Below are 13,587 nucleotides of genomic sequence, written 5' to 3'. Positions count from 1 at the left end.
TATAATACATTTATTAAAAATTAAAGAACAAATATGTTAAAAATAGGAATTACAGGACAAGCAGGTTTTGTCGGGTCACATTTGTACAATACTCTAGGTCTGTTTCAAGAACAATTCGAAAGAATTGATTTCAAAAAAGAGTATTTTGAAGATGAAAATAAATTAGATGATTTCGTATCACAATGTAATGTGATTGTGCATTTGGCAGCTATGAATCGTCATAATGATCCACAGGTAATTTACGATACTAATTTAAGCCTTGTTCAAAAATTAGTCAATTCTTTAAATAAGACTAATAGTAAAGCACATGTTTTATTTTCTTCATCAACGCAGGAAGAGAGAGATAATCTTTACGGAAAATCAAAGAAAGAAGGCCGAGAATTAATGATTCACTGGGCCAATAATTCGGATGGAAAGTTTACAGGAATGATTATTCCTAATGTTTTTGGACCTTTTGGACATCCCAATTATAATTCGGTAATTGCTACTTTTTGTCATAAATTATCTCATAATGAAGTTCCTACCATTGATGTAGATGGTGACTTAAAACTTATTTACGTAGGAGAACTAGTTGATGTGATACTTACAGAGATAAGATCAGGTAAAGGAAATCCGGAGGTATTGGTAAAGCATACTTCGGAATCAAAAGTCTCTCAGATTCTAAAATTTTTAGAAATGTATAAGGCAGAATATCAAGATAAAGGAATTATACCATGTATAAATAATAAATTCGAATTGAATTTATTCAATACTTTTCGTTGTTACATGGATATAAAAAATCACTTTCCAGTAAAATTTGTTGAGCATACAGATTCAAGAGGATCTTTTGTAGAAATTATCAGACTTGGTGTAGGGGGGCAGGTATCTTTTTCAACAACAGTTCCAGCAATAACGCGAGGGAATCACTACCATACAAGAAAAATTGAGCGTTTTGCAGTAATTAAAGGAAAAGCTTTAATTCAGTTGAGGCGTATTGGAACAGATGAGATTTTAGACTTTTATCTTGATGGAAATGAACCGTCATTTGTAGACATGCCAATTTGGTACACCCATAATATTAAGAATATTGGAGAAGAAGTACTATATACCAATTTTTGGATAAATGAGTTTTACGATCCGAGTGATCCAGATACCTATTTTGAAAACGTTTAAAAAGTAATAATTTATTTTATATAATGAAATCACAATTAAAAGTAATGACTGTTGTTGGGACAAGACCCGAAATTATTAGACTTTCGAGAGTAATGGCAGCCTTAGATAATTCCGATGCAATTGAACATATTATTGTACATACAGGTCAAAATTATGACTATGAATTAAATCAGATATTTTTTGATGACTTAGGAATTCGTAAACCAGATTTCTTTTTAAATGCTGCAGGAGCAACAGCTACTGAAACGGTAGGTCAAATTTTAATAAAAATAGATCCTTTACTTGAGTCTGAAAAACCAGATGCTTTTTTGGTTTTGGGTGACACCAATAGTTGTTTATGCGCAATTCCGGCAAAGAAAAGACATATTCCAATTTTTCATATGGAAGCAGGAAATCGTTGTTTCGACCAACGCGTACCAGAAGAAACAAATAGAAAAATAGTTGATCACACTTCTGATATTAATCTAACATATAGTGATATAGCTAGAGAATATTTGCTGAGAGAAGGTCTGCCTGCAGATAGAATTATCAAAACAGGCTCTCCAATGTTTGAGGTTTTAAATCACTATTTACCTTCAATTGAATCTTCTGATGTTTTAGAAAGATTAGGATTAGAAGAAGGGAAGTTTTTTGTAGTATCATCTCATAGAGAAGAGAATATTAATAGCGAAGTTAATTTTCGTGGATTGATGGATAGCTTAAACCTTATTGCTGAAAAATACAACTATCCAATTATTGTAAGTACGCATCCCCGAACAAGAAATATGATTGAGTTGAAAAATATTCAAATGCATAAAAATGTACAATTCTTAAAACCTTTAGGATTTAATGATTATAATGCTTTGCAAATGAGGTCTTTTGCTGTTTTGTCTGATTCGGGTACTATTTCGGAAGAATCTTCAGTACTAAACTTTAGAGCTCTTAATATTAGAGATGCACACGAAAGGCCAGAAGCAATGGAAGAGACTTCTGTTATGATGGTGGGTTTAAGTCCAGAAAGAGTTTTACAGGGATTGGTGCAACTTCAGTATCAAAAGATAGGAAAGGAAAGAAACTTTAGACCTGTTGCAGATTATTCAATGCCAAATGTTTCTGAAAAAATGGTTCGCATTATCTTAAGTTATACTGATTATGTGAAACGTGTAGTTTGGAGAGAGCTGAATTAAGAATGAAAGTACTTTTTTTAACAATGGTTAAAATTAATTCTTTTAGAGATAGAGGGATTTATAATGATCTGCTTCGTAAATTTTATAAGGAAGGTCATGAAGTTTATGCCGTTTGTCCTATCGAAAGAAGAGAAAAAAAGAAAACTAACTTAATAAAAGAAACAGAAGGAACAATCTTAAATGTACAAACCTTTAATCTTCAAAAAACTAATATAATAGAAAAAGGTATAGGAACTTTAGCTATAGAATATCAATTTCTTTCAGCAATCAAAAAAAATCTTTGTGAAATAAAATTTGATCTTATTATATATTCCACACCTCCAATAACTTTTTCAAAGGTTATTAATTTTATAAAGAAAAGAGATAATGCTTATTCATATCTTTTGTTGAAAGATATTTTTCCTCAAAATGCAGTTGACATGAAATTGCTAAAACAAGATGGGATAATGCATAATTTCTTTTTAAAAAAAGAGAAAAGATTATATGATTTATCGGATACAATTGGCTGTATGTCTGAAGCTAATGTTGAGTATATTTTAAAGCATAATCCAACAATTAAATTGGAGAAAGTTGAGGTAAATCCTAATACAATTGAACCAATTAGTCTTATTCAGGAGAATTCTGAAAAAATAAATATAAAGAAAAAATATAATTTACCTCTTGATAAAAAGATTTTGGTTTATGGAGGTAACCTCGGTAAGCCTCAAGGAGTTGATTTCTTGTTAGAGACAATAGAAGTAAATTTACATCGAGAAGCATTCTTCTTAATTGTAGGATCTGGAACAGAGTACAAGAAGTTAAGCGAATGGTTTCAAGTTAAGAAACCAAGAAACGCTTTGTTATTAAATGGTTTGTCTAAAACTGATTATGACTTATTGTTAAATGCATGCGATGTGGGAATGATTTTTTTACACAAAGATTTTACGATACCTAATTTCCCGTCGAGAATGTTGTCTTATTTGGAAATGAAAAAACCAATAATTGCAGCAACAGATACTAATACAGATATTGGAAAAGTAATTGAAAAAAACAATTGTGGATTTTCGGTTATTTCGGGAGACATCTTAGCAATGAATAGAGCTATCGAAAGAGTCTTAGACGAAGACAATTTGTCTAATATGCAGGAGAATGCCTGGAATTTACTCCACAATGAATTTACTGTTGATAAATCTTATGACTTAATAATACATAAAATCAATGTATAGATTTTTTTTTAAACGCTTTATTGATATCATTCTATCATTTTTAGTTTTGCTTATTTTTTTACCAATTTTAATTATTCTAGTCGTTTTTTTAGCTTTTGCGAATAAAGGAAAGCCGTTTTTTGTTCAAAAACGTCCAGGGAAAAATGAAAAAATATTTAAGATTATAAAATTCAAAACCATGAATGATAAAAAAGATATTCAAGGAAATTTATTGTCAGATGCAGAACGACTGACAAAAGTGGGGATTTTTGTTAGAAAAACATCTCTAGATGAGCTGCCTCAATTAATTAATGTATTAAAAGGAGATATGAGTTTAATAGGTCCAAGACCATTATTGCCAGAATATTTACCACTATACAATGACTTTCAAAAAAAGAGACATAATGTAAGACCAGGAATAACAGGTTGGGCGCAAATCAATGGAAGAAATGCAATTTTGTGGCAGGAAAAATTTAAATTTGATGTTTATTACGTAGATAATTTGAGCTTTGGATTGGATATTCGAATCATATTTTTAACTATTAAAAAAATCTTTAAACCTGTAGGAATTTCACAAGAAGGACAGGCAACTATGGAATATTTTAAAGGAAATTAAACGAAATGAATATATTAATAACTTCAGCAGGACAAAGAGTGTCTTTGGTAAGAGCTTTTAAGAATGAACTAAAAAAAACTTTTTCGACAGGTATGGTCTATACCGTAGACATGAGTCCTAATCTTTCACCAGCTTGTCAAGTTTCAGATGGATACAAAGCCGTGAAAAGAGTCGATGACGCTGATTATATAAAAGAATTGATATCTATTTGTAAGGATTGGAAAATAAAACTAGTGATTCCAACTATTGATACAGAATTAATTTTCCTGTCTACAAATAAGCTAATGTTTAAAAATGAAGGGATAGAAGTAATAGTTTCAAACGAAGATTTTATAAAAAAATGCAGAGATAAAAGGTTAATTAATCTTTTTTTTAAAGATCATGAAATAGATATCCCTAAACCATATGATAAATTAAATCCAGAGTTCCCTTTATTTATTAAACCTTACGATGGAAGTTTGAGTAAAGATATTTTTTTGATAAATAAGAAGGATGAATTAACGGAATATCATTTTAATAATGAGAAATTGATGTTTATGGAATATATTGATTCTAATTTATTTGATGAATTTACGATTGATGCATATTACAATAGAAATGGAGAATTAAAATGTGCGGTTCCAAGAAAAAGAATAGCAGTAAGAAGTGGCGAAATTAGTAAAGGAGTTACTTGTAAAAATTTTATTTTAAATTATCTAAAAGACAAATTACCTAAAATTGATGGTGCAGTAGGTTGTTTAACTATTCAGATTTTTTATAATTCAAATACTAACAGAATTATTGGAATAGAAATAAACCCTCGTTTCGGTGGAGGATTTCCGTTAAGTTATTTATCTGGAGCAAATTATCCATTATGGATTATTAAAGAGTACTTATTAGATGAGGAAATTACTTTTTATAACGATTGGGAAGATAATTTGCTGATGTTGAGGTATGATGACGAAATATTAGTCCGTAATTATGAAAGCTAAAATTATTGTTTTTGATTTAGATGATACTTTGTATAATGAATTAGACTATTTGATATCTGCATATAAAGAAATATCTGAATATTTATCTGAAACATTGATAAATCAAATTTCTAAGGAAAAAATTTTTGAGGAAATGTATTCTTTATATGACTTAAAAAAGAACGTTTTTTTTGAAATTTTAGAAAAGTACAATATCAAAGATATCACAGTTGAAGATCTTTTGAGATATTATAGAAATCATATTCCTCAAATTAAATTAGAAAATTCGGTTGAGAACTTATTAAACTACTTAAAAGAAAAAGAAAACAAATTAGGAATTATTACTGATGGAAGATCTGTTCAGCAGAGAAATAAAATAACTTCCCTTAATATTGAAAAATACTTTGAAAATATTATAATTTCTGAAGAATTTGGCTCAGAAAAACCTGATCTTAAAAATTTCCAATTTTTTGAGAAATTGTATCCGGAATGCGAATATGTTTATATAGGTGACAATGTAAAAAAAGATTTTTTTGCGGGAAATTTATTAGGCTGGACGACAATATGTGTTTTAGATAATGGCAAAAATATTCACAAGCAAAAATTTAATTTTGATAAAGAATATTTACCAAATTATCGTATAAATAATCTAGAAGAAGTTTTAAACATTATTGAAAAATAAAAATGAATAATTCAAAAATATGGTTATCATCTCCTCATATGGGAGGAACAGAAGAGAAATATGTAAAAGAAGCATTTGATACAAATTGGGTTGCTCCTTTAGGTCCAAATGTAAATGGTTTTGAAAATGACCTAAAAGAATATCTAAATGAAGAAGTTCATGTGGGAGCATTGAGTTCTGGAACTGCGGCTATTCACTTAGGTTTAATTTTGTTAGGTGTTCAAGCTGGAGATGAAGTTATTTGTCAAAGTATGACTTTCTCTGCTTCAGCAAATCCAATTATGTATTTAGGAGCTACGCCTATATTTATTGATAGTGAACCTGATACTTGGAATATTTGTCCAAATGCATTAGAAAAAGCAATAGTTGAAAGAATTTCTAAAGGTAAAAAACCTAAAGCGATAATTGGCGTTCATCTTTATGGAATGCCATATAATATTGAAGAAATTAATAAAATAACAAATAAATACAGCATTCCAATTCTTGAAGATAGTGCTGAAGCTTTAGGAAGTAGCTATAAAAATCAAAAATGTGGAACATTTGGAGAAATAGGAATTCTTTCTTTTAATGGAAACAAAATTATAACAACTTCAGGAGGAGGTGCAATTGTAATGAAAAATAAAGAGGTAAAAGATCAAGCTGTATTTCTTTCAACACAAGCTAGAGATAATACACCACATTATCAGCATAGTCATGTTGGATATAATTATAGGATGAGTAACATATGTGCAGGTATCGGAAGAGGTCAGATGGAAGTTTTAGATGAGCATATTCAATTAAGAAGAAATATGCATGAATTTTATGTTGATTATTTTAAAGAAATTGAAGGTGTAAATATCCTTATAGAACCAAATAGTGATTATTTTTCAAATCATTGGTTGTCCGCAATTGTTATAGATCCTCAAAAAGCAAATGGAAAAACAAGAGAGGATTTGCGTTTGGCTTTTGAGAATGAAAATATTGAAAGTAGACCTCTTTGGAAACCAATGCATTTACAACCAATATTTCAAGAATTCCCATATTATGGAAATAAAGTTGCCGAAACACTTTTTGAAAATGGGTTATGTCTACCATCTGGTTCAAATTTAACTGACGAAGAAAAAAATAGAATTAAAGAGGTTTTAAATAACTTCTTTAAATAAAATTAAAAATGAAAATCGAAGAAACATTTATAAAAGATCTAGTAATTGTAGAACCAATAGTTTTTGGTGATGAAAGAGGTTGCTTTTTTGAATCATACAGTAAAAATAAATTTGAAGATTTAGGAATTGATATTGATTTTGTTCAAGATAACCAATCTTTTTCAAAAAAAGGAACTTTAAGAGGATTACATTATCAAAATCCACCTTTTGGTCAAACAAAATTAGTACGTGTTTTAGAAGGAGAAATTATAGATGTTGCTGTTGATTTAAGAAAAAATTCTCCAACGTATGGAAAGTCGTTTAGTATTCTATTGTCAGCAGAAAATAAAAAACAGTTATTAGTGCCTCAAGGATTTGCTCATGGATTTTCTGTCATTAGTGAAACAGCATCAGTTATGTATAAATGTGATCAGTTTTACAATAAAGATTCAGAAGGAGGAATTAAATATGATGATCCCTCATTAAATATTGATTGGGGAATGAATTTAGATGAAGCAATAGTTTCAGAAAAAGATCAAATTCTACCTTTTATTGAGAAATGTAATAGTCTGTTTTAATGAGAAAGATTCTTGTAACTGGTGCAAAAGGGCAGTTAGGATCTGAACTTTTAGTTTTAGCTTCTTCATATTCTAACTATGAGTGGATATTTGCTGACCGAACAAAAGTAGCATTAGATGACTTGGAATTGCTTCAATCTCAATTAAGAGAAATTAAACCAGATATTATTTTTAATTGTGGAGCATATACTGCGGTAGATAAGGCGGAGTCGGAAAGAGATTTAGCTTTTAAGATAAATCATTTAGCAGTAGAATTAATTGCAAAATATGCAAAAGAAAATAATGTAAAATTAATTCATATTTCGACAGATTATGTTTTTGATGGATTTTCTTCAATTGCTTTAGACGAGGAAGCAGAAACAAATCCTATAAATGTCTATGGAGAAAGTAAACTAGCAGGTGAAGTTGCTTGTTTAAGAGAAAATCCAGATTCGATTGTGATTAGAACTTCTTGGGTTTACAGTAAATTTGGAAATAATTTTGTGAAAACCATGCAAAGACTGATGCGGGAGAAAGAGGAAATTAATGTTGTAAATGATCAAATAGGTTCGCCAACCTATGCTGCAGATTTAGCTCAAGCAATGATTGATATTGTTCAGTCATCAGAATGGTTTCCAGGTATCTATAATTACTCAAATGAAGGAGAAATTAGTTGGTTTGATTTCGCTGTTTCTATAAAAGAATTAGGTGATTATAATTGCAAAATAGGAGGGATTCCATCTTCTTCATATCCAACACCTGCAAAAAGACCTAGTTTTTCATTACTGAATAAGGATAAAATTAAAAAAACTTATAATTTAGACATACCATATTATAAAAAAAGTTTAAAAAAGATGTTCATTTAAAAAACAATAGTTTAGATTTTGAAATAATCCGAAATTTAAATTCTGAATTCTAAAAGTAAGATTTATGAAAGCTATTATATTAGCAGGGGGCTCAGGAACAAGATTGCACCCATTAACATTGGCTGTTAGTAAGCAATTAATGCCAGTTTATGATAAACCAATGATATACTATCCATTGTCAACTTTGATGATGGCAGGAATAAATGAAATTTTAATTATTTCAACGCCTCACGATCTGCCTAATTTTAAAAAACTTTTAGGAGACGGTAGTTCAATTGGTTGCAAATTTAGTTATGCTGAGCAACCAGATCCAAATGGATTAGCTCAAGCTTTTGTAATAGGAGAAGAATTTATTGGTCATGATGATGTAGCATTGATATTGGGAGATAATATTTTTTTCGGGTCAAACATGCAAGAGCTTTTAAAGTCAAATACAAAACCAAATGGAGGAGTTGTTTTTGCCTACCATGTTTCAGATCCTGAAAGATATGGAGTAGTTGAATTTGATGAAAATTTTACAGCAATTTCGATAGAAGAAAAACCAAAAGAACCAAAATCAAATTATGCTGTTCCTGGCCTGTATTTTTATGACAATTCTGTTGTAGAAATAGCAAAAAATATAAAACCAAGCGCTCGCGGTGAATATGAAATTACTGATGTAAATAAAGTTTATCTTGAAAAAGGCAAATTAAAAGTTGGTATATTGAGCAGAGGTACTGCTTGGTTAGATACAGGAACTTTTAATAGTTTAATGCAAGCTGGTCAATTTGTTCAGGTTTTAGAAGAAAGACAAGGACTAAAAGTTGGTTGTATTGAAGAAATTGCTTGGAGACAAGGATTTATTAATGATAATCAATTGGAAGAACTTGCGCAACCATTGTTAAAGTCGGGTTATGGAACCTACTTGTTGGAATTTTTAAAACAAAAGAAAAAAGGTGTTAAAATTTAAATTGAATCTTCAAGCTATCATTTAAAACCTTTAATTTGTATTTTTGTATAAATTAATTTACAGATTTAAACCAAACCTCAATTGAGTACAGACAAACCAAATAGTATAACTTCGTTGTTGTACAAGACTTTTTCGCCAAGAAATCTTAGAGCAAATATTAATAACTTAAGTTATTTGCCTAGATGGATTATTATTGCAATTGATGTAATGGTTTTGTTTTTTTCATTTTCCTTTACATATTTGCTTTTTGATGGTACTGCAATAGGTTATATAATCACTTCTCACGATTTTTATTTTGTAGCAGGTTTAATCTTAGTTAATATATTTTTCTTCTGGCTTTTTAGAACTTATTCAGGAATTATTAGGCACTCATCTTACATTGATGCAATAAAACTGTTGTTTTCACAAATGTCAGTTTTAGTTTTTTTCTTGTTCATAAACTTAGTTTTTGAATTATATACAGGTCATAAGGCATTTTTGAATACCGCACTTTTCATTAATCTAGTTTTATCTTTTTGCGGACTGTTTTTGTATCGCGTGATAGTAAAACAAACATTTGAAATGTATTTTTCTGAAAAGGCTACGACTAAACTCGTTAGAACTGTTATTTATGGTACAGATGCAAATGCAATTTCTGTCGCAAATGCCTTGAAATTTGAAACGCCATCTCGATTTAAAATAGTTGGATTTGTAGATAAGAATAACCAGAATGCATCTAAACGTATGCTGGATCTTCCAATTTTGATTCTAAGAAAGAAGCTTCCGGCTCTAATGAGATCTGTTGCTGCTGAAGGGGTTATTATTGCCGATAAAAGTTTAAGTAAGGATGAACAGTTAATTATTGTTGATCAATGCTTAGAGTTCAACTACAGAGTATATACTGTTCCACTTATTTCGGATTGGGAGAATCAAAAGGAAATCTCTCAAAAAGTTAAGAATATTCAGATTGAAGACTTATTAGAAAGAAAACCTATAGTCCTAGATAGTAAATCAATTTCTAAACAATTAAAAGATAAAACGATCTTAATTAGTGGAGCTGCAGGATCAATTGGTAGTGAAATAGTTAGGCAGGTTTTGAACTTTAATCCTAAAACTGTAATTGTTTTAGATCATGCAGAAACACCTCTTCATAATTTATGTCTTGAAACCCAAGCAATGAATTTCAATACTAAAATTGTGGCCGTTATTGCCGATGTAAGAAGTAAAAAAGCATTGGAGAAAGTATTTAAAAGCTATAATCCTCATGTAGTTTACCATGCCGCAGCATATAAACACGTGCCTTTAATGGAAGAAAATCCAGCACAGGCCATTCAAACCAATATAAAAGGAACAAAAAATCTAGCAGATTTAGCATGTAAGTACCGTGTGAAGAAATTTGTTATGGTTTCTACAGATAAGGCTGTTAATCCTAGTAACGTAATGGGAGCCAGCAAACGTATTGCAGAAAAATATGTTCAATCTTTATATTTAAAGAATCAAAGAGAGAATGTTGAAGGCGGAACGAAGTTCATTACTACTCGTTTCGGGAATGTTTTGGGTTCCAATGGTTCTGTTGTTCCATTGTTTACCAAACAAATTGCAGAAGGTGGTCCAGTAACAATAACGCATCAAGATATTATTCGTTATTTCATGACTATTCCAGAAGCTTGTCAGTTAGTATTAGAAGCTGGTGCAATGGGTAATGGTGGCGAAATCTATATTTTTGATATGGGGAAACCGGTTAAGATTATTGATTTGGCTAAAAAAATGATTAAACTAGCTGGTTTTATTCCTGATAAAGAAATTAAAATAAAAATTGTAGGATTAAGACCTGGAGAGAAGTTGTATGAAGAATTATTGAATGATACTTCTAAAACACTTCCTACTTATCATAACAAAATCATGATTGCTCAGGAAATTCAAGATGAATATGAAACTCTTCACAATGAGGTCGATGAACTTATAGGAATTGCGGATTTTTATGAAAATGATGATATTGTAGCTAAGATGAAAAAGATTGTTCCAGAATTTAAGAGTATGAATTCGGCTTTTGAAGTCTTAGATAAATAATTAGTATTTAATAAATATATTCAAAATATAATCAAAAGGTGTTTTTTAAAAACGCCTTTTGGCATTTTTACATAAATTTTAAAATGTTAAAAATCTTGTTAATTTTTACAAACAAGACTTTTATTTCTTAATAATGGACTTTAAAAAAACAGATGAGTGGTTGTTTGAAATAACCCCCAAAAATAAATTCTTCTCATTAAATTTTAGAGAGATTTGGCAATATAGAGATTTATTGATGCTCTTTGTAAAAAGAGATATAATTACGGTTTACAAGCAGACAGTTCTAGGGCCAATTTGGTATCTAATTCAACCTTTGTTTACAGCAATTACATTTACTATTGTGTTCAATAATATGGCAGGAATTAATACTGGTTCTATCCCGCCGTTTTTGTTTAATTTAGCAGGAATTACAGTTTGGAATTATTTTACTTCCTGTTTGAATGGAACCTCAGATACTTTTAAATCTAATGCTGGAATTTTTGGTAAAGTTTATTTTCCACGTATAATTACTCCACTTTCTATAGTAGTCTCTAATTTATTAAAATTTGGAATTCAGTTCTTTATTTTTATATTATTCTACATTTTTTATTATTTAAAGGGATATAATTTAATATTTAATATATATATATTATTTTTTCCGTTTCTAATCGCCAGTATGGGTTTTTTAGGACTTGGATTAGGAATGTTGATTTCTTCGATGGTTACAAAATATAGAGATTTTAGTTACCTTTTAGGTTTCGGTATACAGTTATTAATGTATTTATCCGCTGTGATGTACCCTATAGAATTGGTAAATAACAAATTGCCAAAATTTGGATGGATTATCGAATACAATCCTGTCGCTTACATCATCGAGACATCAAGGTTTATGCTTTTAAATATTGGTCAAGTATCTATTTTGGGATTATTATATACAACGGCAGTTACAATTACGGCTTTTTTTATAGGGCTTCTAATCTTTAATAAAACTGAAAAGAGTTTTATTGATACTGTGTAAGAAACTTTAGTGAGCATATTTAATATTTTATTAGTTGAAAGATATAATCTTAAAAATCGAAAACATTTCTAAACAATATCGTTTAGGTCAGGTTGGAACTGGAACTTTAAGCCATGATTTAAATCGTTGGTGGCATCAGGTAAGAGGTAAAGAAAATCCATACTTAAAAATTGGTGATACTAATGACCGTTCTACAAAGGGAACTTCTGAGTATGTATGGGCATTAAAGGATATTAATTTTGAAGTTGAAAAAGGAGAAGTCTTAGCTGTTATTGGAAAAAACGGTGCAGGTAAATCTACACTTTTGAAAATATTGTCAAAAGTTACTGCTCCCACAACCGGCAGTATAAAATCTAGAGGGCGTATCGCCTCTCTTCTAGAAGTTGGGACTGGTTTCAATGGAGAAATGACTGGAAGAGAAAATATTTTTCTAAATGGAGCTATTCTTGGAATGACTAAAAAAGAAATTACTTCAAAACTTGAAGAAATTATCGAATTTTCTGGTTGCGAAAGATATATTGACACTCCAGTGAAAAGATATAGTTCGGGTATGACTGTTCGATTAGCTTTTGCTGTGGCCGCTTTCTTAGAGCCAGAAATACTTATAGTTGATGAGGTATTAGCAGTTGGAGATGCTGAATTTCAAAAAAAAGCAATTGGAAAAATGCAGGATATTTCAAGAGGAGGAGGGAGAACTGTTTTGTTTGTAAGTCATAACATGACAGCTGTAAAGAGTTTGTGTACAAGAGGAATTGTTTTGGAACATGGTACTATAAAATTTGAAGGAAATATCGACGAAGCCCTAGATGTTTATAATTCGGATATAATTGATTTGGTGAGGGAAGTAAAATGGGATATAGATGAGGCTCCTGGTAATTTAAATGCAAAGATTAAATCTGTAAAACTTACTTCTGATAATGATTTTTTTTGCATAGAAAAAAAAATAAACATCGAAATTGAGTTTGTTAATTTTATAGATAATCAAGTCATTAATTGCTCTATTTCAATTTTTAATGAATTGGATAGTTATGTTTTAGCTTCACCAAATTTAGAAAGAATTCCTTTGGCAAAAGGATCTTATAAAAGTATATGTGAAATCCCAGAAAATTTTCTAAATAAAGGTAAATATTTCTTTACTGTAATTCTAGTGGGGAATAATTTTGAGATCATTTCGCAGTTAGATAAAATTGTCTCGGTTGACATCGATGAAGAAGGAACTTATAGAAAGGGATATTTTGGTCATTGGGGAGGTTTAGTAAGACCTTATTTGAAATGGGAGAATAATCAAATCGATTAAT

At 29.9% G+C, this 13,587-nt stretch carries 13 protein-coding genes; all 13 read left to right on the top strand.

Annotation, left to right across the window (positions count from 1 at the left end; genetic code table 11):
* The first annotated feature begins 33 nt into the window (after positions 1–33).
* Positions 34–1,152, top strand: coding sequence for a polysaccharide biosynthesis C-terminal domain-containing protein (locus tag BM289_RS19230; RefSeq protein WP_091496582.1), 1,119 nt, complete (start codon positions 34–36; stop codon positions 1,150–1,152).
* 23 nt (positions 1,153–1,175) lie between these two features.
* Positions 1,176–2,318, top strand: coding sequence for a non-hydrolyzing UDP-N-acetylglucosamine 2-epimerase (gene wecB / locus BM289_RS19225; RefSeq protein WP_091496580.1), 1,143 nt, complete (start codon positions 1,176–1,178; stop codon positions 2,316–2,318).
* A gap of 2 nt (positions 2,319–2,320) precedes the next feature.
* On the top strand, positions 2,321–3,523 hold the full coding sequence (locus BM289_RS19220; RefSeq protein ID WP_091496578.1) for a glycosyltransferase family 4 protein: 1,203 nt from the start codon (positions 2,321–2,323) through the stop codon (positions 3,521–3,523).
* Positions 3,516–4,118 (top strand): sugar transferase, encoded by a 603-nt coding sequence (locus BM289_RS19215; protein ID WP_091496576.1) that lies wholly within the window; start codon positions 3,516–3,518, stop codon positions 4,116–4,118. Before BM289_RS19220 ends, BM289_RS19215 begins: the two co-directional genes overlap by 8 nt.
* Positions 4,119–4,123: 5 nt before the next feature.
* Positions 4,124–5,089, top strand: a complete 966-nt coding sequence (locus BM289_RS19210) for an ATP-grasp domain-containing protein (protein WP_091496574.1) — start codon at positions 4,124–4,126, stop codon at positions 5,087–5,089.
* Positions 5,079–5,750: an HAD family hydrolase gene (locus BM289_RS19205; RefSeq protein ID WP_091496572.1), complete on the top strand. Its 672-nt coding sequence runs from the start codon at positions 5,079–5,081 to the stop codon at positions 5,748–5,750. Before BM289_RS19210 ends, BM289_RS19205 begins: the two co-directional genes overlap by 11 nt.
* Positions 5,751–5,752: 2 nt before the next feature.
* Entirely contained in the window at positions 5,753–6,892 is a 1,140-nt protein-coding gene (locus BM289_RS19200; protein ID WP_091496570.1) for a DegT/DnrJ/EryC1/StrS family aminotransferase, read from the top strand.
* A gap of 8 nt (positions 6,893–6,900) precedes the next feature.
* Positions 6,901–7,449, top strand: coding sequence for a dTDP-4-dehydrorhamnose 3,5-epimerase (gene rfbC, locus BM289_RS19195; protein WP_091496568.1), 549 nt, complete (start codon positions 6,901–6,903; stop codon positions 7,447–7,449).
* On the top strand, positions 7,449–8,294 hold the full coding sequence (rfbD, locus tag BM289_RS19190; protein ID WP_091496566.1) for a dTDP-4-dehydrorhamnose reductase: 846 nt from the start codon (positions 7,449–7,451) through the stop codon (positions 8,292–8,294). Before rfbC ends, rfbD begins: the two co-directional genes overlap by 1 nt.
* 64 nt (positions 8,295–8,358) lie before the next feature.
* The gene (rfbA, locus tag BM289_RS19185; protein WP_091496564.1) at positions 8,359–9,243 is read left to right on the top strand and encodes a glucose-1-phosphate thymidylyltransferase RfbA; all 885 of its coding nucleotides are present in this window, start codon (positions 8,359–8,361) and stop codon (positions 9,241–9,243) included.
* 81 nt (positions 9,244–9,324) lie between these two features.
* Positions 9,325–11,292, top strand: a complete 1,968-nt coding sequence (locus BM289_RS19180) for a polysaccharide biosynthesis protein (protein ID WP_091496562.1) — start codon at positions 9,325–9,327, stop codon at positions 11,290–11,292.
* Positions 11,293–11,425: 133 nt separating this feature from the next.
* Positions 11,426–12,289: an ABC transporter permease gene (locus BM289_RS19175; RefSeq protein WP_091496560.1), complete on the top strand. Its 864-nt coding sequence runs from the start codon at positions 11,426–11,428 to the stop codon at positions 12,287–12,289.
* A 34-nt stretch (positions 12,290–12,323) separates the two neighbouring features.
* Positions 12,324–13,586 (top strand): ABC transporter ATP-binding protein, encoded by a 1,263-nt coding sequence (locus BM289_RS19170; protein ID WP_091496558.1) that lies wholly within the window; start codon positions 12,324–12,326, stop codon positions 13,584–13,586.
* Position 13,587 lies beyond the last annotated feature (1 nt).

Origin of the sequence: Flavobacterium phragmitis, assembly GCF_900112575.1 — a bacterium.
GTDB lineage: Bacteria > Bacteroidota > Bacteroidia > Flavobacteriales > Flavobacteriaceae > Flavobacterium > Flavobacterium phragmitis.
Note: the sequence above shows the minus strand (reverse complement) of the source record. Positions and strands in the feature narration are given on the sequence as shown.